Origin of the sequence: Paraburkholderia madseniana, from assembly GCF_009690905.1 — a bacterium.
Taxonomy (GTDB): Bacteria; Pseudomonadota; Gammaproteobacteria; order Burkholderiales; family Burkholderiaceae; genus Paraburkholderia; species Paraburkholderia madseniana.
In genome coordinates this window covers 34,153-54,239 of record NZ_VOSW01000064.1, presented here as the reverse complement: position 1 = coordinate 54,239, position 20,087 = coordinate 34,153, and the positions used below count along the sequence as shown (strand labels likewise).

Here is a 20,087-nt window from a genome sequence, read left to right as displayed (position 1 = left end):
CTTGTTATATTGTGTCCACTGTTGTGTCTTCTTTCGTTTCGCTATCGTGCTTTTTTTTTTTTTTAGATGTGTATAAGAGACAGCGGTTGCAGCGCACGATTCAGTTGACCGCTTGGAATGCCGCCGCCGTGATCGCGTACCTCGAGCGTGTATTGGCCGTCGCGGCGGGCCGTCGAAATTTCCACCGTCGGCTCGCCGTAAGTGAGTGCGTTCTCGATCAGATTGGTCAGAATCCGGTCGAGGTCGACAAGCGGCAGACCAAAACCATCGCCGGCTTGTAGATCGAGGCGCACGAGCGAATCGTCCGCGAGGCTGTCGCCGTAATGCCGGCGACAGTGGGCATCGACGCTGGTGCTTGGCGAGGTATCCGCCGTCTCACGTGCGAAGTCGAGAAACTGCGTGACGATGCGTGACAACGACTCCGCGTCCCGCAAAAAGCCGCGGCGATTCGCTTCATCAGGCAGCAGATCCGCGCGCACCTGCATGCGCGTGATCGGCGCACGCAGATCGTGCGCCACGCCGGCCAGCATCACCGCGCGCTCCTGCTCGGCCTGCGCAAGTTCGTGCACCATCTGATTGAAGTCGCCGATCAGCTCTTTCAATTCGCGCGGGCCGCTCGCCTCCACGACCGGCGCCCGATGGCCGATGCGGAACTCGCGCGCTGCGAGTGCGAGCCGGTGCAATGGCCGTTGCAATTGCCACGCGCCGAGCAGCGCGATGATCACCGCCAGCACCAGCATCGTCGCGGACGCGCCCAGGAAGAGACGCGCCGGCAGCGTCGCGTTTTGCATTTTGAGCCAGCCTGGATTGCCCGCGTAATGGACCCAGACCGTGCCGTTCTCGCCGTCGGCTACGACCTGGCTGCCTGCCGGCAACTTCCGGCGCAAGTCGCGTTCGAACGGACCCGAGGTGTTCTCACACGGCGCGGGACAGCCATACCGGATCGCGTCTTGCGCGCTCACATAGGACACACCGAGCGTTGCCGCGACGTGGGAAGCGGCGAGCGGGCCGTCGCGTCCCGCCTCAACCGCGAGCAGCAAAGCGCGTTGCGCGTGACCCGCGTCGATCTGGCCACGGTCACGGTCCACGAGAACGATTGCGGTGATATGCACCAGCACGATCAGGCTCACCGTCATCAATGCGAGCCGGCCAAACAGTGTGTTAAAGGGATTCTTCATCGTCATTGCTGCCGGGCACGAACATATAGCCGATGCCGCGTATGGTCTGGATCCGGCGCGGATTGGCCGGGTCATCTTCAAGCAGACGGCGCAGGCGCCACACCGGCACGTCGATGCCGCGTTCGGTCACTTCCGAGTGCGGCCCATGCAGCAGATCGACGAGCTTCGAGCGCGACAGCGTTTCCATTGGATGCGCGGCGAGCACTTCCAACAGCGCATATTCGCCGCCGGTCAGCTTGAGCGCTTCGTCATCGCGAAACAGGGTGCGCCTCGCGAAGTCGAGCCGGAAGCGGCCGAAGCGCAGCGCTTCACGCTTTTCGAGCGCCGTAGCCGTGGACCCCGATGGCTGCGCGTGGCGGCGCAACACCGCATGAATACGCGCGAGCAGTTCCTGCGGCATGAACGGCTTGCCGAGATAGTCGTCGGCGCCGAGTTCCAGACCGATTATGCGATCCACGCCGTCCGCGCGCGCCGTCAACATGATCACGGGAATCGTGTCGCCATTCGCACGCAATTGCCTGAGCGCGCTGAGTCCGTCGACACCCGGCATCATCAGATCGAGCACGATGATCGAGGGCCGTTCGCGTTCCAGCCGGCGTGCCAGATGGTTCGCGTCGTGCAACACGGACATCTCGATGCCGCGTTGTTGAAAGAAGGTTCTGAGCAGGTCACGAAGGTCGGCGTCGTCGTCGACCAGTAAAACCTGGATGGGCGTGTCTGACATGGCTGGGCCCTGATCGATGAGGACAATTGACGGACGGCGCGGCCGCGCGCCTATCGCACGTCGCAATATAGCGAATCGCGCGGAGACAGCGGTTTCGGGTTCTTATCTGCGCTTACAGTTTATTACGGTGGCTGCTTTCGGTTCTATCTGGCTGCGTGAAGCAACCAAGACCAGTCAACGTCACACCGCCCGACTCTTCGCAACACCACGCGCTTCGTTACAACTCGTAATCCTCGCCTAAGCCACCGTAAGACGCCGCTCACTATGCTGGGCCACCTCTCGCCGCTGGTGGCGTTACGCGGTTTCCTTCGGGCTCAGTGTGTTGGTTTGCGTGCAGTGTCAAGCGCGTGGTCGACCGATACGTTTTCACTCGCCCCGCTTTAGCGAACAACGCATGCCAGACGGCCCTTTGTCGAATTGAGTCGAAGGATGCCCACAGCATGCCGAATAACCCTATCGCGTCCGGACCCTCCTCGCGCGTACCGAGATTCACACATCTTGCTGCTGCAGTCGTCGCCGCTTTTTTGTTGGCGGCTTGCGGCCAGCAGGCGCCCCATGGACCACCACAGTCCGTTCCTGAAGTAGGCGTCCAAACGATCGCGCCGCACCCTGTGGTGTCGAGTACCGAATTGTCCGGGCGACTGTCGGCAATCCGCGTCGCCGAAGTCAGGCCGCAGGTCGAAGGCATCGTCAGAAAGCGCCTCTTCACGGAAGGCTCACAGGTCGCGGCCGGCGCCGTGCTCTACCAGATTGACCCGTCCAGCTACCAGGCAACCTACGACCAGGCCGTCGGCACGCTCGCCAAAGCCGAGGCGACAGCGAGCGCCGCGCAGACGAAGGCCACCCGCTACGCCGAACTGTCGAAGATCGAAGGCGTGAGCAAGCAGGACTACGACGACGCCGTCGCCTCCCTGGAGGAAGCGAAGGCCGACGTGGTCTCCGACCGTGCCGCATTGAAGACTGCCGCGATCAATCTCGGCTACACGAAAGTCGTTGCGCCCATCGCGGGACGGATCGGCAAATCGAGCGTGACTGAAGGCGCGCTCGTCACTGCGGAGCAGACCACCGCGCTCGCGACGGTCCAGGCGACGACCGAGATGTATCTCGACGTCACGCGCTCTTCCGCCGACTGGTTGCGGCTGCAGAAAGAATTCGCCAGTGGCCAGTTGCAACAGGCGGGCTCGGACGGCGCGGTCGTTCATCTCGTGATGGAAGACGGCAGCACGTACACGCAGCCAGGCAAGCTGCTGTTCTCCGATATCACCGTCGACGCCACCACCGGTTCGGTCACCTTGCGTTGCGTGTTCCCGAATCCGGACGGCGTGCTGCTGCCCGGCATGTTCGTGCGCGCACGGCTTGAAGAGGGCGTGAACCAGCAGGCGATCACGGTGCCGCAACTCGCGGTCTCGCGTGCATCCGACGGTTCGGCGAGCGTGCTGACGGTCGGCGCCGACAACAAGGTCACGCAGACACCCGTCACGGCCGACACCGCGTCAGGCGCCGACTGGCTCGTTACGCGCGGCCTCAAGGCGGGCGATCGCGTGATCGTCGCCGGATCGCAGAAAGCGCGCGCGGGCGGTGTTGTGAAACCGGTCGAATCGCCCGCTATATCGGGTGCGGCCGCCACCGCGGACACCACGTCGGCCGCACACAGCTAAAGCGAGACACTCATGGCAGGTTTCTTTATCAACCGACCGATCCTCGCGTGGGTCATCGCCATCGTCATCATGATGATCGGCGGCGCCTCCATCGGGACGCTTCCGGTCGAACAGTATCCAAGCGTCGCGCCGGTCTCCGTGCAGATCACGGCGACTTATCCGGGCGCCTCGGCTGAAACCGTGGCGACCACCGTCACACAGGTGATCGAGCAGAAACTGAGCGGCATCGATCATCTGCTCTACATGTCGTCTACCAGCAGTTCGGCCGGACAGGCCACCATCACGCTCACGTTCCAGCAAGGCACCAATGCCGACATCGCCCAGGTGCAGGTGCAAAACAAGGTCGAACAGGCCAGTTCGTCGCTGCCGCAGACAGTGCAGGACCAGGGTGTGCAAGTGGCGAAGGCAGCCAATGCGTTTCTGATGATCGTGTCGCTGTCGTCCTCTGACGGCAGCATGAATTCCATCGATCTCGGCAACATCATCGCAACGCAGATCGAAGATCCGCTCACGCAGATCGACGGCGTCGGCGACGTGACGCTGTTCGGCGCGCAGCACGCCATGCGCATCTGGCTCGATCCGGTGAAGCTGCAGGCAGTCGGTCTGACTGCCGGCGACGTCACCACCGCGATCACGAATCAGAACGTGCAACTCTCGGTCGGCCAGATCGGCGGCTCGCCGTCCACGAAGACGCAGGCGCTCAACGCGACCATTTCGGCATCGAGCCTGCTCACCACGCCCGCGCAGTTCGGCTCGATCCTGCTGCGCGTGAACAGCGACGGCTCAAAGGTCATGCTGAAGGACGTCGCGCGGGTCGAGGTCGGCGGCGACGACTACAGCACGGAATCGCGTCTGAACGGCAAGCCGGCGGCCTCGCTCGCGGTCAAACTGGCGAGCGGCGCGAACGCGATGAGCGTAGCCAAAGCGGTGCGTGCCAAGCTCAACGAACTGAGCGGGCAATTGCCGCATAACGTGGTGGTCGACTATCCGTACGACACTACGCCGTTCGTGCGCATCTCGATCGAAGAAGTGGTGAAGACGCTGATCGAAGCGGTGATGCTGGTCTTCGTCGTGATGTACGTGTTCCTGCAAAACCTGCGCGCGACGTTGATTCCGACCATTGTCGTGCCCGTTGCGTTGCTCGGCACGTTTGCGGTGATGTCGGCGGTGGGATTTTCGATCAACGTGTTGTCGATGTTCGGGCTCGTGCTCGCTATCGGCCTGCTGGTGGACGACGCGATCGTGGTCGTGGAAAACGTCGAGCGGCTGATCGCGGAAGAGGGTCTATCGCCGATCGAAGCCACGCGCAAGGCGATGAAGCAGATCACCAGCGCACTGGTCGGCATTACGACCGTGCTGATCGCCGTGTTCATTCCAATGGCGTTTTTCTCGGGGTCCACGGGCGCGATCTACCGGCAGTTCTCGATCACGATCGTCGCGGCGATGCTGCTCTCCGTGTTCCTCGCATTGACGCTGACACCGGCGCTGTGCGCGACCATGCTGCGGCGCGCGGACGTCGAGTACCACACGAAGCGCGGCGTGCTCGGCTGGTTCAACCGTGTGCTGACTCGTGGAACCGATCGTTACGACTCGACGGTTGCGCGTGTGATCGGCAAGCCGATGCGCTATATGGTGATCTACCTGCTGATTGGAGGCGTGGTTGCGCTGCTCTTCATGAAGCTGCCGTCGTCCTATCTGCCGGACGAGGATCAGGGGTTCATCATCACGTCGATTTCCGCGCCCGCCGGCACACCTGCCGCGCAGACGCTGGAAGTCGTGAAACAGGTCGAGGCGTATTACCTCGGTCTTCCGCAGGTGGACAAGATCATCGCGCTGACCGGCTTCAGCTTCAACGGCTCGGGGCAGAACAACGGCCTGGCGTTTGTCAGGCTCAAGGACTGGAGCACGCGGCGCGCCAGCGACGGTTCGGCGGCGGCGATCATCCAGCGCGCCAACATGCACTTCGCCGCCTCGCACGACGCGCAGATTGTCGCGCTCAATCCGCCGGCCATTCAGGAACTCGGCACGCAGAGCGGTCTCGACTTCGAACTGGAAGATCGCGCCGGGCAGGGTCATGACAAGCTGATGGCCGCGCGCCAGCAATTGATCGCGCTCGCCGCGCAGGACAGCGCGCTAGCCAGCATGCGTCCCGGTGGCCTCGACGATACGCCGCAGTTCCATGTCGATATCGATCGCGAGAAGGCGAGTGCGCTCGGACTTTCAATCGCTGACGTGAACGACACGTTGCAGACGGCGTTCGGCTCGACTTACGTGAACAACTACGTCGATACGGGACGCATCCAGAAGGTCTATGTGCAGGCCGACGCGCCTTACCGGATGATGCCGTCCGATATTGGACGATGGTATGTGAAGTCCAGCACGACCAGCAGTTCGAGTACTTCAAGCAGCACCTCGACTACAAGCACGAGCAGCACTAGCAGTACGACCACCGCAGGCTACGACGGCCAGATGGTCCCGTTCTCCGCGTTCTCTACCGGCAAATGGACCTTCGGGCCGCCGCAGATCGAACGCTTCAACCGCACGCTGGCGATGGAAATCACCGCGCAAACCGGTGCGAACACCAGCACGGGCCAGGCAATGGCCGCCGTCGACGCGCTCGTGAAGAAGCTGCCCGCCGGCTTCGGCATCGACTGGACCGGGCAGTCGTACCAGGAGCGCCTTGCCGGATCGCAGGCGATCTACCTGTACGCGATTTCGCTGGTCGTGGTGTTCCTCTGTCTGGCCGGTCTGTACGAGAGCTGGTCCATTCCGATCGCGGTGATTCTGGTCGTACCGCTCGGCGTGCTCGGCGCGGTACTGGGTGCGCATATTCGCGGGCTGTCCGACGATATCTACTTCAAGGTCGGCTTGCTCGCGACCATCGGGCTCTCCACCAAGAACGCGATCCTGATCGTCGAATTCGCCAAGGACCTGCAAGCGCAGGGCCATAGCCTGATCGACGCCACGCTGGAAGCCGCGCGACTGCGTCTGCGGCCGATTCTGATGACATCGCTCGCTTTCGTGTTCGGCGTACTGCCGCTGGTCATCAGCACAGGCGCCGGTTCGGCGAGCCGGCATGCGATTGGCACCGGCGTGATGGGCGGCATGATCGCCGCGACGTTGCTCGCCATCTTTTTCGTGCCGGTGTTCTTTGTCGTCGTGCGCCGCCTGTTCGGCGAACACGGCGATGCCAAGCAACAGGAAGGTGTTGAATGATGAGACTCAAATTGAGCGCATGCGTGGTGGCGTTTGCCGTTGCCATGCTGACGGGGTGTACGCTAGACCCGCACTATGAACGACCTGCGGCACCCGTCGCGGTGGCTTATCCAAAAGGCGAGGCGTACGAGAGCACGAGCGCCGCGGCAGCGTCCACCGCGACGCCGAGCACGACCACTACCCCACCGCCGCTCGGCGCCGACATGGCCTGGCGCAGCTTCTTTCGCGACGAACGTCTGCAACGGCTGATCCAGATCGCGCTCGACAACAACCGCGACCTGCGCGTGGCCGCGTTGAACGTGGCCGAATACGAGGCGCAATACCGCATCACGCGTGCCGTGCTCGCACCGTCGATCAGCGCGAGCGGCAGCCTGACCCGCGAGCGCGCCTCAGGCGTGACGACCAGTTCCAGCGACGCGAGCGTCGGCACCACGTCATGGGAGATCGACTTCTTCGGACGCTTGCGCAGCCTCAAGCGTCAGGCCATGGAAAACTATCTCGCGACGGATGCGTCGCGGCAGAGCACACAGATCAGCCTGATCGCGACAGTAGCGACCGACTACCTGACCCTGCTGTCCGACGAACGTCTCCTGCAAATCACCGAAGACACGGTCAAAGCGGACCAGTCGACATACGACGTGACCAAGCGCATTCAGGAGTTGGGCAATTCGTCGATGCTCGACGTGCAGCAGGCGCAAAACTCATTGGCGAGCTCGAAGGCGAGCCTTGCGTCTTACCGGCGTGCCGTCGCGCAGGACCGCAACAACCTGATCGCCGTGCTCGGCGCGCCGATTCCCGACGACCTTCCGCCCGCTCGCGAATTCGACGACGAGTCGATGTTCGCCGACATCGGTGCGGGCGTGCCGTCACTGCTGCTCACCCGTCGTCCCGACATCGTGCAGGCGGAGCATGCGCTGAAGGCGGCGAATGCGAACATCGGCGCCGCGCGCGCTGCGTTCTTTCCGAAGATCGAGCTGACGGCTTCGGCCGGTACGTCGAGTTCGACGCTTTCAAGTTTGTTCAAAGCGGGTACAGGTGCCTGGGCATTCGCGCCGAGCGTGTCGGTGCCGATCTTCGATTACGGCAGTAACAAGGCATCGCTCGACGTCGCCACGATCGAGAAGCAAATCGAGGTCGCCGATTACGAGAGCACGATTCAGACAGCATTCAAAGAAGTCGCGAACGCGCTGACAGCGCGTGCAACTTACGTCGATCAGGTGGAGGCGGATCGCGACTATGTGGCGTCGTCGCACCGGTACTACACGCTTGCTCAGGCGCGCTACAAGGCGGGCACGGACAGCTTCCTCACGTTCCTCGACGCGCAACGCACGCTCTACACCGCGCAGCAGCAACTCGCGTCGGATAGTCTGTCGCGACAGGCCAATCTAGTGACCTTGTACAAGGTATTAGGCGGCGGTTGGGAGGGAAGCTAAAAGCCGACAGGTGAGAACATTCGGGAGCGTGTGCGGTGATAATGTTGCTACCTGTCGACGCACTTTCGATTCGAAGGTGAGAAGATTCGGGAGGCCGCCCGAACGCAGCCACCTGCGCGTTACTTTCCATTCACACGGAGCATTTCCCCAATGACGCCCGACGCTTTCGGTGAAGAAATCAAGGCGGCACTCGTGCCGCACGCCGACGCTCAACGCGCGCTTGCGATGGGCGCTTACATGCGTGACCACTTCGAGTTCATCGGTGTGCCGACACCGCTACGGAGGCAAGCGGTATTGCCGGTGTTCAAGCGGCTGACGGTAGAGAATACCGATCATCTGCTGGCGTGTGCGAATGTCCTATGGTGGATGCCGGAACGCGAATTCCAGTACGTCGCGACCGATCTGTTGGCGCGCAAATGGAAGACGCTTGCGGCAGCAGACATCGCACACTTATTAAAGCTCGCACAGCGGAGCGCCTGGTGGGATTCGATCGATCCGCTGGCGGGTGTCGTCGGCGACATTCTGAAAGCGGCGCGAGCACACACACCGGATGTGCAGGCCGCAATGGACGCGGCACTCCAGCACGAATCGCTGTGGGTTCGGCGCATTGCCATGATTCATCAACTCGGCTGGCGCGAGCATACCGACGAAGAGCGCCTGTTCGGGTACGCGCGTTCGCTGGCCGCGGAAAGCGACTTCTTCATCCGTAAGGCCATCGGTTGGGCGTTGCGGGACTACGCGTGGCATGCTCCCGACGCGGTGAGCACCTTTCTTTCCGCTTCGCGGGACATCATGTCGCCGCTTACCGTGCGCGAGGCGTCGAAGCATCTGCCGCCGATTCGCTGACGGACCTGGCGCAGAACATTTGCCGCTCGATTTGCTGTTCAGTTACCCGTTCACCTGACGGCGTATGTCAACGCAATGTACGCTTTTGCAAAAGCACTGCGCACTACAACGCGCAAATCAAAAAGGCCTGTGTTAACGGCCTTAAAACCAAGAACTTTAGAAGAATATTTAACCCTCCGGACGTGGCCAAAAACCCCGTAGTCATCGCTTAGTAACATGCGGCCAGAATAATGGCCTGTGCTGTACACACGACCAGATTTCGCAAATAACGCGCTGCCCCGATCGAGGGCTGACGCGAAGGCCATACCCCCGGGGGTTTCACATGACTATCCGTCATCGCATCACGCTATTGGTTGTCTTGATGTTCGTCGCCTTGTCGGCAATCGGTGGCTACGCCGTGTATCAAACGCGTGGCAGCGCAGGCGAAGTGCGCAAGGTGACCGAGGGCGTCGTCCCCAGTGCGCTGGCTTCCGCTGACCTCGTCTCGCAAGTCAAAGACGTACAGCTCGCGACCATGACCTTGGTCTACGCGCCGGACGCCAACATGGTCGCCCAGGCACAAGACGAACTGAAGAAGAAAAAAGCCTCGTTGCAACAGGCTCTCGCGCTGCAAGGCAAAGATGCCGCGAGCCATGCCCAGCAAGGCCTCGTTTCCCAGGCTAATGACAGCCTCGAGAACTACTTCACCGCGATCACCGAGACGGCGAAAATGAAGGCCGACGGCAAGAACGAACTCGCGCAAGCGTATCTGTTCGCCAACGTCGCCCAGTATCGCGACGAACTCGAAGGCATCGTCGAGACCCTGCGTGTCGAGAAGAACCGTCAGAAAGACGATGCAATCACCGCACTGAACGCCACGCTTTCTACAACCACGACGGCCATCGCCATCGTGACCGGTATTGCGATCATTCTGCTGACCTTCATCGGCACGCTGCTCTACCGTCAGATCACTCGCCCGCTCAGCCGCATGCAAGCCATGATGAGCGAGATCGCGTCGAGCCAGGATTTCACGCGCCGCGTGCCGGTGGGCCGGCTGGATGAGATCGGCCATTCGATCGTTGCCTTCAACGGCATGATCGAAAAGATCCAGGAAAGCTCGGCGCAACTCAAGCAGAAGACCGCCGACATCCAGGCCATGTTGCAGAACATGCAGCAAGGTATCTTGACGGTGATCGACGGCGCCGTGATCCACTCGGAGTACTCGGCGTATCTGGAAGACATCTTCGAAACGAAAGACATCGCCGGGCGCGGCCTGATGGATCTGGTGTTCTCGGATACCGATCTCGGCTCGGACGTGCTCTCGCAAGTCGATGCTGCCGCGCATGCGTGCCTTGGCGAAGACTGCATCAACTTCGCGTTCAATCAGCATCTGCTGGTCGGCGAAATTTCGAAGCGCATGCCCGATGGCCGCGTGAAGATTCTCGACCTAAGCTGGTCGGCGATCACCGACGAAAACGACGTTATCGGGCGCTTGATGCTGTGCGTGCGCGACGTCACCGAACTGCGCAAGCTCGCTGCGGAAGCCAGCGAACAGCGCCGCCGTCTCGACATGATCGGCGAGATTCTCGCGGTGAGCGAAGAGAAGTTCCATCATTTCATTGAAAGCTCCGCGGGTTTTGTCAGCGAGAACGAGCGCATCATTCGCAAGCACTCGGAAGCGGACCATGCGGCGATCGCCGAGCTGTTCCGCAACATGCACACCATCAAGGGCAATGCGCGGACCTACAACCTGGCGCACCTGACTGACGTCGTTCATGAAACCGAGCAGAGCTATCACGAACTGCGCCAACCGGACGCGGACCGTTCGTGGGATCAGGAACACCTGATGCAGGAGCTGACGCGCGTGCGCGAGGCGATCGAGAGCTACGCGAAGATCAACGAACATAGCCTCGGCCGCAAGAGCAAGGCCGGAGCGAATAGCGCCGGCAACGCTGGCCGCTACGTGATGGTCGAGAAGGATCAGATTCAGCAGACCCTGAGCATGCTGGACAAGACGAACGCCGGCGAACTCCACGAATTGCAGTCGATGCGCGATGCGCTGCGCCGGACCTTGCGCGCCTTGGGCAGCGAAAGCGTGCGCGATGCGCTCTCCGGCGTGCTGGACTCGCTGCCTTCGTTGGCGCAGGAACTGGGGAAGCCGGCGCCGGCCGTACGCATCGACGACAACGGCTACCGTCTGCGCGGCCAGGCGGGTGGCACCTTGAACAACGTGTTCATGCATCTGCTGCGCAATTCGATGGACCACGGTATCGAGACTGCCGAAGCGCGCAGCGCACACGGCAAGAAGCCGGCCGGCACCATCGATATCGAAGTGGGCGTGGACAGCGGCGCGCTGCAGATCACGCTCAGCGACGACGGCCGCGGCCTCGCACTCGAACGGATTCGCGGCATTGCCGTCGAGCGCGGCTGGATCGGCAGCGACGAACACCTGAGCGACGAAGCCATCGCCGAGTTCATTTTCCGGCCGGGCTTCTCGACCGCCGCAACGGTGACGGAAGTATCGGGCCGTGGCGTCGGCATGGACGCGGTGCGCGACTTCCTCAAGCGCGAGAACGGCCGCATCGAACTGCGCTTCACCGACGACCACAAGGGCGCTTCGTTCCGTCAGTTCCAGACGATCGTCTGCCTGCCGGATAGCTTCGCCGTCGACACGCTGGGTGTGGCGGCGCGCGGCGATGCCGGTGAACTGCAACTCGACGCGATGGCGGATTGAACGTTGGTCGAACGCTGATTGACGCGCTTCGCGACGGACTTCGGAAGGATAGGTTGTGATTCAACAGTACGTATTGGCGGCGGTGGCAGGCAGCGCGGTAACCGCGCTGCTGGCCTTTGTCGCGCACAAGTTGCAAAGCACGAAGCTGACGGCACGGCTCTCCGCCGAAGCCGATGCCCGGATCAAAGCGCTGACGGCGGAACAGGCGGACCACGGTGAAGCGATCCGCGAACGCGAGCAGGCCGCGCAGGAGATGGAAGCATTGGCCGCACAGTTGCGTGAGGAACTGAGGCAGCAATCGGCCAGCGTCGACGAGCTGCGCGCAACGTTGAAAGCAGCGACTGACGACAAAGACCAGTGGGCGCATCAGGCGCAACAGATCGCCGGCGAAGCCGCGCGTCTGAAGAGCCTCGGCGCGACATTCGAGCGTTGGCACGAGCAGATGATCTCGCTGATGACGCAGAACCACGACATGCACGCGAAGAATCAGGAGCTGTCGTCGATCGTCCGGCACGTGGTGATCGTGTCGCTGAATGCGTCGATCGAGGCCGCGCGCGCGGGTCCGGCCGGACGCGGCTTCGCGGTGGTGGCGAGCGAAGTTCGGGCGCTCGCCGCGCGTTCTGAGGAATTGTCGAAGAGCTATCGCGACAGCCTGCACCGCAACGATCTGACCACCACCTCCACGTTTCAGGACATCCAGGCGGGCGGCAAGATGATCGCGGCGTCGCTTTCCAGCGTCGAATCGCTCGCCAATCAGTTCCACTCGAAGCTGCACCAGGTGCCGGCGTGATCACGAGCCAGGCGAAGGACAGCTTCGAACGCATTTTCCGCAAGGCGGCACAGGCGCGCCTGCCGCGGGATTCCGGCGATACGTGTGAGATCGTGCCGCTTGCCGAGGCCGGTGTGGGCGCAACGAAGGACACCCAGGTGGTCGTGCTGACCATCTCGTCGATCGTGTTCAGACTGCTGCTGATCCTGCACTTCGACGAAAACGACAGCACCCGCGACTACTACCTGAAAGAGGCCGACGAGCGGCCGTTTCAGGAAGCTTTTCTGGAAATCTGCAATCTGTGCTGCGGCGCGATGAATCAGGAACTGCTGCGCTATTTCCCGGACCTCGGCATGTCGACACCGTATGTATTGAGCGCACGTTGTTTGGGGCATCTGCCGGCATTGAAGCCAGGTTTGCTGTCGTCGTATTCGGTCACGCTGAACGGTTCCGTGCAGCTTGCCGCGACGGTATGCGTGTGCGCCCATGCGCCGATCGACTTCGTGGCCGACACGAGCGCAATCGAAGAATCCAGCGGTGAGCTGGAGTTGTTTTGAGTGTTGGGTGTTGACCATGACGTCAATATCCGCAGCGAGCAGGAACGCGCAATGAATATGAACAAGCCAGTCAGCAAGGTGCTGGTACTCGACGATTGCCCCGTGCACAAAGAGGCGCTGAAGCGCTTTTGCGACGAGCACAACCTGGTCGGCGTGAAGGTCGGCAAGAACCGCTTGCAGTCGGTGCTGCGCTCGAACATCGATCTGGGTGCGGTTCTGTTTGCTGAAGGCTACGGCGGCTCAGCCGAAGCGAGCGCCGAGATCGCAATCAGGATCAATGCTGTGCGCCCCGAGTTGCCGATCATCATGCGGCGCGATGACGATCCGAGCGTCGACAGTCTGCCGGAGAGCTTGCGCCGCGTGGTATGCGCGGCCTACGTCGCGCACGACATGGCGCCTTTGCGCAAGGTGATCGACGAATACATTTTCAGTCTGGATTATCCGAACGCGCTCGTGCGTGGCATCGCCGACATGACGCAGGCGATTCTCGGCGACGTATTCAAGGACCTGACCATCACGTGCGACACGCCTTATATCGTGCGCGACCGGATCATCTTCGGCGAGGTGTTCAGCCTGATTCCGCTGGAAAGCGCGTGGTGCCGCGGTTACATGATGATGCAGGCGGAAGAGGCGCCGATTCTCGAACTGCTCGATCGCTATCGGATGAGCGAGAACGCGGAAGACGGCGAAGCAAACTTCCGCGATCTGAATGGCGTGCTCGGCGAAGTGACCAATCTGATCTGGGGTTCGTTCAAGAACCGCTATGTCGGCGATGCGGACGCCTGGCTGCGCAGCCAGGTGCAGGTGCCGCTGCTGGTGAATCACAAGCACAAGTACATCTCGTTCGGCAGCGGCAATCCGCAGCTGTGTTTCATGTACTCGCTGACGGACCCGCAGACGAGCCGCTCGGTCAAGTTGCATCAACGTTTTGTGTTCAGCCTGAGCTGGTCGCCGGAGGACTTCAAGGAAGTCACGGACGATGTCGGCGCGATGGTCGAAGCGGGCGAACTGGATCTGTTCTGAATGTTGTCATAGGAAACAAACATGTCGAAAATTCTGGTGGTAGATGATTCGAGCACGGTGCGCGACGAAGTGGCCGGCTTTCTGAAGAAGAACGGCCTGGACGTCGACACGGCGGTGGACGGTAAGGACGGCCTTGCGAAATTGAAGGCCAGCCCCGGCATAAAGCTGGTGATCAGCGACGTCAACATGCCGAATATGGACGGCCTGACGATGGTCGAAAAGATTCGCGGCGAACTCGCGAACACCACCGTCAACGTCATCATGCTGACAACCGAGAGCAGCCCGGCGATGAAAGAGCGCGGCAAGGCGGCGGGCGTGAAAGGCTGGATCGTCAAACCGTTCAAGGGCGACGCGGTGCTGGAAACGTTCCGCAAGCTGGCGAGCTAGACGCCTCAAGCGCGGTGGCCCGGTCAAAGGTGAGGGTTTTCGGGAGCCCGTGCGCCGGTGATTTGCAAAGCATGATTCGCTATAACGGCGGCGGTTGAAACACGCTAGTCTCCGAGCATGTGCCAACTGCTCGCCCTCAGCTGCGCCGAACCCACCGACGTCAGTTTCTCGCTGACGGGCTTTGCCGCACGCGGCGGCCTCACCGACCATCATGTGGACGGCTGGGGCGTGGCGTTCTACGAAGATCGCGCGTGCCGCGTGTTCGTCGATGAAAAGCCCGCGTATCAGTCGCCGGTGGCCGAATTTCTGAAGAACCATCCGATCAAGTCGCGCAATGTCGTCGCGCATATTCGCAAGGCGACCCAAGGCGGCGCGCGCGTGGAGAACTGCCACCCGTTCATGCGCGAGTTGCACGGCCAGCAATGGGTGTTCGCGCATAACGGCGACCTGCAACGGCTCGGTGAGCCGGAGCAAGGTCCGTATGCACCGGTCGGCACGACCGACAGCGAAGCGGCGTTCTGCTTCATCATGAATCGCCTTTACGCGCATTTCGCCAATCATGCGGACACGGATGATATCGACGCCGTGTTCGACGTCATCGAGCAGGCGACTCACGCACTGAACACGTATGGCATTTTCAACTTTGTGCTTTCGAACGGCACGGCACAATTCGCGTATTGCTCGACACGTCTGTCGTACGTGATACGTCACTGGCCGTTTTCGAGCGCGCGTCTCGTCGACGGCGACCTCTCAGTTGATTTCGCCGAGCGTGGCACGCCGGCCGATCGCACGGCGGTGATCGCCACCACGCCGCTCACCGATGAAGTCTGGAGCACCTGCCAGCCGGGCGATCTGCTGATGTTCTGCAGCGGCGCACTGTTGCGGCGCGCACATGTACCCGTTCCCGCCGAAGTTCTCGCGACCGCGAAATACGCACCTTCCGAACTGTCCGCCATCCCGGCGTGACATCGCGCCAACGCGTGGCCTTAGAAGCGCCCACGCTACCGGCACTTTCATATTCATCGAAGAATTTGCTAACGGCAAGGTGGTGAGCGCCCCGGCGTCGATCGGCGATTATGGCGTGAATTCAGGGACCAACAGCCAGGAAGTGGCGGTGGTGGGGATTCGTCAAAAGTACTGATTGCCTGATTGAATGAGCCGGTTGCCTTGATGGCGGCCGGCGTTCCGAATGTCTTCACAAAGCTCAAAGGTGAGCATATTCGGGAGCGTGATGCCTCAGCGCACACGTGAGCCGCACCGTATCACTCCTCCTCACCTTCCGACAATTCTGCCGAGACACGCGCAAGCATTTGCTGAGCAGATCCGCCACCGGTGCGGAACGCGAGCGCCTGACACACACTGCCTCTTACCTGGGTATGCAGATTACTCGACCCCTTCCAAAGGTGAGGGTTTGCGGGAGTAGCCGGTTAGGAACCATCGGTGGCCCGCCCAGCATGCCTTTGCGGCCTGCCCCCAAGCTCGAAAGGTGAGCGTTTTCGGGAGCGCTCCGATGTGCACTTCGCGCCCCGCCCCGCTCGCTACGCACCAAAGGTGAGATTTTTCGGGAGTTGATGCGCGCATCGCAGGGTGACTTTGCGAGCCTTCCCGTATCACGTTCAGCGTTGAAAGAGTTGGGAAGAAATTGCCAACCTTGGGGGCTGTTCCGCGTTTTGAGAACAGCGGCATACAGGGAAGATGGCGACGCGGACGACAAGCGGTCAGCGGATTTGCTATTCCTGCAAGCCATCGCCTGTCTCTGAAAACCGATCGTCTCCTGGAATCAGTTGGATGAGTCAGCACATTCTCTTTGTTGGCGCCGATGCCGGCTTAACGGCCGTAGTGGGCGAATCTTTACGCGGGCAGGGCTGCGGTGTGTCCGCACGTCCGCATTGCGCCGGGTTGAAGCACGTGGTCGAGACGGAACGGCCGGCGTTGCTGGTGCTCGACGTTTCAGCGCCGCACGGCGACGGCCTTGCCGTATTGCGCGACTTGCGCATGAGCGGCAACGACGTGCCGGTGATTTTGCTGTCGGCGAGCAGCAAGGCGATCGATCGCGTGATCGGTCTCGAACTCGGCGCCGACGATTTCATGAGCAAGCCCGCCGACCCTGCCGAATTGCTCGCCCGTATCCGCGTGCTGCTGCGCCGGCGTGGCGCGCTCGCGCCAGGCGCGCCGGAAACGCGACCGCCGTACCGCTTCGGGCGTTGCGAGCTGAACTTCTCCGCACGCGAATTGCGTCGCGACAACGAGCATTTCGCGCTACGCAGCTCCGAGTTCGCGTTGCTGAAAATCTTCGTCAATCACGCGATGACTGTGCTCACGCGCGTGCAACTCAACGAGAAATTGCGCGGCAATAGCGTGCTGCATCAAGGGCGGAGTCTCGATGTATCGATCTGGCGGCTGCGGCGTCTGATCGAGATCGATCCTTCCGAGCCGCGCTATGTGCAGACGGTGTGGGGACGCGGCTATGTGTTCGTGCCGCACGGCGAGATTGGAGCGGCCGAGCGCGGCGCGATGGTTGCGCCCGGCGTGTGAGGTTCGGCCTCTTGGCCGAAAGATCAGCCGAAAGGTGAGGTTTTACGGGAGCACGAAGCTCGTGTATCAGGCCTGCTTCGCGACCTCGCGAATGTCGGCCACCGGCGTTTGCCCGAATGCATCGCTGAAGGCGTAGTCGAGCAACTGGGTGGCGCATTGTTCGGGCGTCGAAAGCTGACCGTTGCGCTTGAGGTCTTCGAATTTTTCGCGCATCGGGAACTGTTCCTCGCCGCTGCTGCGAATCTCCGCCTGCATATTCGTATCGATAACGCCCGGCGCCAGGCTGCAGATACGCAGCGCACGATTCGCGTCGAGTGCAACGGCGCGTGCGTGATGATCGAGCGCGGCCTTGGTCGCGCAGTAGATGCTCCAGCCGGGATACGCATTGCGCGCCGCGCCGCTGGAAATATGCATGATGCGCCGGTCGGTCGCGTCGACGCTGGCCGCGGCGAGCGCGCTCGCCAGCATCAGTGGCGTGGCCACGTTCAGGCTCACGGCGGTCGCGATGTCGGCGGCGTTCTGGCCTTCGATCGGACCGATCGGCTGGACCATGCCTGCGTTGTTGATCAACAGTACGCTCTGGGCGCCGCTGACGAAGCTGCGTAGTGCATCGGTCGCGACCCACTGCGCGACGCGCGTGGGATCCGCAAGTTCAAGCTCGATTTCGTCGAGCAGTGCAGGGAAACGCTCTTTGAGCGTGGCGTGACGCGAGCGGGACAAACCCAGTACCGCGACGCCGCGCGTCAGCAGTTGTTCAGCCAGGGATGCGCCGAGGCCGCGATTGTGACCGGTAACGATCGCACGGATCGGAGAAGAGGGAGACATGTCGTTCCTTGTGATCGTTCGCTTGGGAAGGCCGTCATTTTCTCACGCTATGTCTGATGCTTGCAGCGGCGCCGGTGTTCACGCTGCGTTCTGGCGTTGCGCTAGCTGCTCTCCTGGCTCATGCTCGTGTCACCATCCTGTTTCCCTCAGGCAGAGCGAAAGCGCTCGCGATATTGCATCGGCGTGACGCCGATTCGCTTCGTGAAGACGATGCGCATCCGGTCTGCGGTGCCGAAGCCGCAGTCATAGGCAATCGCCTTGAGCGCGGCATCGCTGCTTTCGAGCAACTGGCGCGCCGCATCCACGCGAGCACGTTCGACGAATTCATGCGGCGTCACCCTGGTTTCCTGCACGAACACACGGGCGAAATTCCGCGCGCTCATTCCGGCGACGTCCGCGAGTTGTTTGACCGTAAAGCTCTCGCGAATCCGTTCCATGACGTGCGCCTGCACTTTGGCGACCGGCGAGGTGTCGTCCGCGGGTGCGGTCAGGTACGGGCTGAACTGCGATTGACCGCCTTGCCGCTGTGCAAACACCACCAGCCGTTTGGCGACGGCGAGCGCCGTATGCGGCCCATGATGTTCGGCGACCAGCGCAAGCGATAGATCGATGCCCGCTGTGACGCCCGCTGACGTGACCAGCTTGCCGTCGCGCAGATAGATCCGGTCGAAATCGACATGGGCTCGCGGAAACTGCTCGGCGAGTTGCGCCGCGTGCTGCCAGTGCGTCGTGACGTTGCGTGCGTCGAGCAACCCCGCGTGGCCGAGTGCGAACGCGCCAGTGCAGATCGAGCCGAAACGCTCGCACTGCGTGGCGGCTTGCGACAACCATTCCAGCAAACGCGTGTCGGGCGCGGTATCGCCGGGCAGCGCAGGACCGCCGGCAACCAACGCAAGGTCAAATGGTCCGCGTGACTGGTCGAACGTGGCATCGGCGACGAGCGTCATGCCGTTGGACGCACGAAGTGGACCCGGCTCCGCGCTGAGCAGCGTGATCTCATAGCGATCCTGCGGCGCGATGAAGCGATTGGCTTCGGAGAACACATCGACCGGACCGGCGACGTCGAGCGCCTGCACGCCGGGAAAGATCGCGATCGCGACGGTAGGCATCGAATGACCTCCTTTGACGATGGACGGGAATCCGCTGCCCGCGGCAGTCAACGCGGTGCGTTTGGCAGTGTTCAACGGTCCGCGACGATTGCCCGCGACAGCGCGCTGACCAATACTGAGCTTCATCGGACGCGCTGCTCGACGGGTCAAATAAGCAGCCAGAAAAAGCGTCGCGGACCAGCATACCAAACGCGCTGTCGACTCACAAAGATCGCGCGTCGGGTTCACTCAAGTCTTTCATGGAGTACTTCACATGACCACGATCGCAGGCATCCAGATTCCCGACAGCATGATGGCGCGCGAAGCCACGCAGCTCGTGCGCGATACCGAAACCGAATTGCTCTTCCACCATTCGCGGCGCGTGTTCCTGTTCGGCTCGCTGGCCGGCGCGCGCAAGCAACTCAAGTACGACCCCGAGCTGCTGTACATCGGCGCGATGTTTCATGACATGGGGCTCGTCGCGCCGTATAGCAGCGAGCATGATCGCTTCGAGGTGGACGGCGCGAACGCGGCGCGTGATTTTCTGAAGCGTCACGGCATCGGCGAAGACGATATCGAGCAGGTGTGGAACTCGATTGCGCTGCACACCACGCCTGGGATTCCGCAATACATGAAGCCGGTCGTCGCGCTGGTTACCGCAGGTGTGGAGATGGACGTGCTGGGCCTCGCCTATGACGAATTCACCGAACACCAACGCCATGAAGTGATCCACGCCCACCCGCGCGGCGCGCATTTCAAGGAAGGCATCATCGACGCATTCGCGCACGGCACGATCCACAAGCCGGAGACGACCTTCGGTAACGTGAAGGCGGATGTGCTGGCGCTGAAGGACCCGCATTATCATCGCGAGAATTTCTGCACGATGATTCTGGGGTCGTCCTGGAAGGATTAATTAGTCGGCGTGCCGCGGCGAAAATGACAGCCGCGCAGAAGAAATATCATCGGCACAATTTTCATCCAGCATGTCATTTCCAGTCAGCGTTCGCGACTAAACCCATGAAACACCCGGTCGATCGTGTGCAGCGGTCAGCCCCGGGTGTTGCATCCTCAGACCAGGCATGTGCAACTGCTCCACCGCGGCAAGCCAGTCTGAGCACCTGAACGTCGCTTATGC

General features: G+C 61.7%; 16 protein-coding genes. 12 read left to right on the top strand and 4 right to left on the bottom strand.

Annotated features, from left to right (window positions below; translation table 11 throughout):
• Positions 1–62 precede the first annotated feature (62 nt).
• Both FSO04_RS29345 and FSO04_RS29340 read right to left on the bottom strand, forming a co-directional pair.
• Positions 63–1,178, bottom strand: a complete 1,116-nt coding sequence (locus tag FSO04_RS29345; protein WP_154565073.1) for an ATP-binding protein — start codon at positions 1,176–1,178, stop codon at positions 63–65.
• Positions 1,162–1,902 (bottom strand): response regulator, encoded by a 741-nt coding sequence (locus tag FSO04_RS29340; RefSeq protein ID WP_154565071.1) that lies wholly within the window; start codon positions 1,900–1,902, stop codon positions 1,162–1,164. Before FSO04_RS29340 ends, FSO04_RS29345 begins: the two co-directional genes overlap by 17 nt.
• Before the next feature lie 440 nt (positions 1,903–2,342).
• On the opposite strand from FSO04_RS29340, the gene FSO04_RS29335 reads away from it, so the two are divergent.
• The 11 genes from FSO04_RS29335 (at position 2,343) to FSO04_RS29285 (ending at position 17,039) form a co-directional block, all read left to right on the top strand.
• Positions 2,343–3,560, top strand: a complete 1,218-nt coding sequence (locus FSO04_RS29335) for an efflux RND transporter periplasmic adaptor subunit (RefSeq protein WP_154565069.1) — start codon at positions 2,343–2,345, stop codon at positions 3,558–3,560.
• Between the two features lie 12 nt (positions 3,561–3,572).
• The gene (locus FSO04_RS29330; protein WP_154565067.1) at positions 3,573–6,776 is read left to right on the top strand and encodes an efflux RND transporter permease subunit; all 3,204 of its coding nucleotides are present in this window, start codon (positions 3,573–3,575) and stop codon (positions 6,774–6,776) included.
• On the top strand, positions 6,776–8,209 hold the full coding sequence (locus FSO04_RS29325; protein ID WP_154565085.1) for an efflux transporter outer membrane subunit: 1,434 nt from the start codon (positions 6,776–6,778) through the stop codon (positions 8,207–8,209). The genes FSO04_RS29330 and FSO04_RS29325 overlap by 1 nt, the downstream gene beginning before the upstream one ends.
• Before the next feature lie 150 nt (positions 8,210–8,359).
• The gene (locus FSO04_RS29320) at positions 8,360–9,055 is read left to right on the top strand and encodes a DNA alkylation repair protein (protein WP_154565065.1); all 696 of its coding nucleotides are present in this window, start codon (positions 8,360–8,362) and stop codon (positions 9,053–9,055) included.
• Positions 9,056–9,377: 322 nt separating this feature from the next.
• Positions 9,378–11,768: a HAMP domain-containing protein gene (locus FSO04_RS29315; RefSeq protein WP_154565063.1), complete on the top strand. Its 2,391-nt coding sequence runs from the start codon at positions 9,378–9,380 to the stop codon at positions 11,766–11,768.
• 55 nt (positions 11,769–11,823) lie between these two features.
• Positions 11,824–12,558 (top strand): methyl-accepting chemotaxis protein, encoded by a 735-nt coding sequence (locus FSO04_RS29310; RefSeq protein WP_168435887.1) that lies wholly within the window; start codon positions 11,824–11,826, stop codon positions 12,556–12,558.
• Entirely contained in the window at positions 12,555–13,094 is a 540-nt protein-coding gene (locus FSO04_RS29305) for a hypothetical protein (RefSeq protein ID WP_168435886.1), read from the top strand. The genes FSO04_RS29310 and FSO04_RS29305 overlap by 4 nt, the downstream gene beginning before the upstream one ends.
• 51 nt (positions 13,095–13,145) lie before the next feature.
• Positions 13,146–14,117, top strand: a complete 972-nt coding sequence (locus FSO04_RS29300) for a chemotaxis protein CheX (RefSeq protein ID WP_154565061.1) — start codon at positions 13,146–13,148, stop codon at positions 14,115–14,117.
• A 21-nt stretch (positions 14,118–14,138) separates the two neighbouring features.
• A complete protein-coding gene (locus FSO04_RS29295; RefSeq protein ID WP_028196001.1) occupies positions 14,139–14,504 on the top strand; it encodes a response regulator in 366 nt (121 codons plus the stop codon).
• Positions 14,505–14,621: 117 nt separating this feature from the next.
• A complete protein-coding gene (locus FSO04_RS29290; protein WP_154565059.1) occupies positions 14,622–15,470 on the top strand; it encodes a class II glutamine amidotransferase in 849 nt (282 codons plus the stop codon).
• 822 nt (positions 15,471–16,292) lie between these two features.
• Complete coding sequence (locus FSO04_RS29285; RefSeq protein WP_154565057.1) at positions 16,293–17,039, top strand: winged helix-turn-helix domain-containing protein; 747 nt, start codon at positions 16,293–16,295, stop codon at positions 17,037–17,039.
• Between the two features lie 66 nt (positions 17,040–17,105).
• On the opposite strand, the gene FSO04_RS29280 is transcribed toward FSO04_RS29285, so the two are convergent.
• Both FSO04_RS29280 and FSO04_RS29275 read right to left on the bottom strand, forming a co-directional pair.
• A complete protein-coding gene (locus FSO04_RS29280) occupies positions 17,106–17,864 on the bottom strand; it encodes an SDR family oxidoreductase (RefSeq protein ID WP_154565055.1) in 759 nt (252 codons plus the stop codon).
• A gap of 146 nt (positions 17,865–18,010) precedes the next feature.
• Positions 18,011–18,973 carry a GlxA family transcriptional regulator gene (locus tag FSO04_RS29275; protein WP_154565081.1) on the bottom strand — a complete coding sequence of 321 codons (963 nt, stop codon included), beginning with the start codon at positions 18,971–18,973 and terminating at the stop codon, positions 18,011–18,013.
• A 253-nt stretch (positions 18,974–19,226) separates the two neighbouring features.
• Here FSO04_RS29275 and FSO04_RS29270 point away from each other — a divergent pair, with 253 nt between their 5' ends.
• A complete protein-coding gene (locus FSO04_RS29270) occupies positions 19,227–19,865 on the top strand; it encodes an HD domain-containing protein (protein WP_154565053.1) in 639 nt (212 codons plus the stop codon).
• Positions 19,866–20,087: the final 222 nt, after the last annotated feature.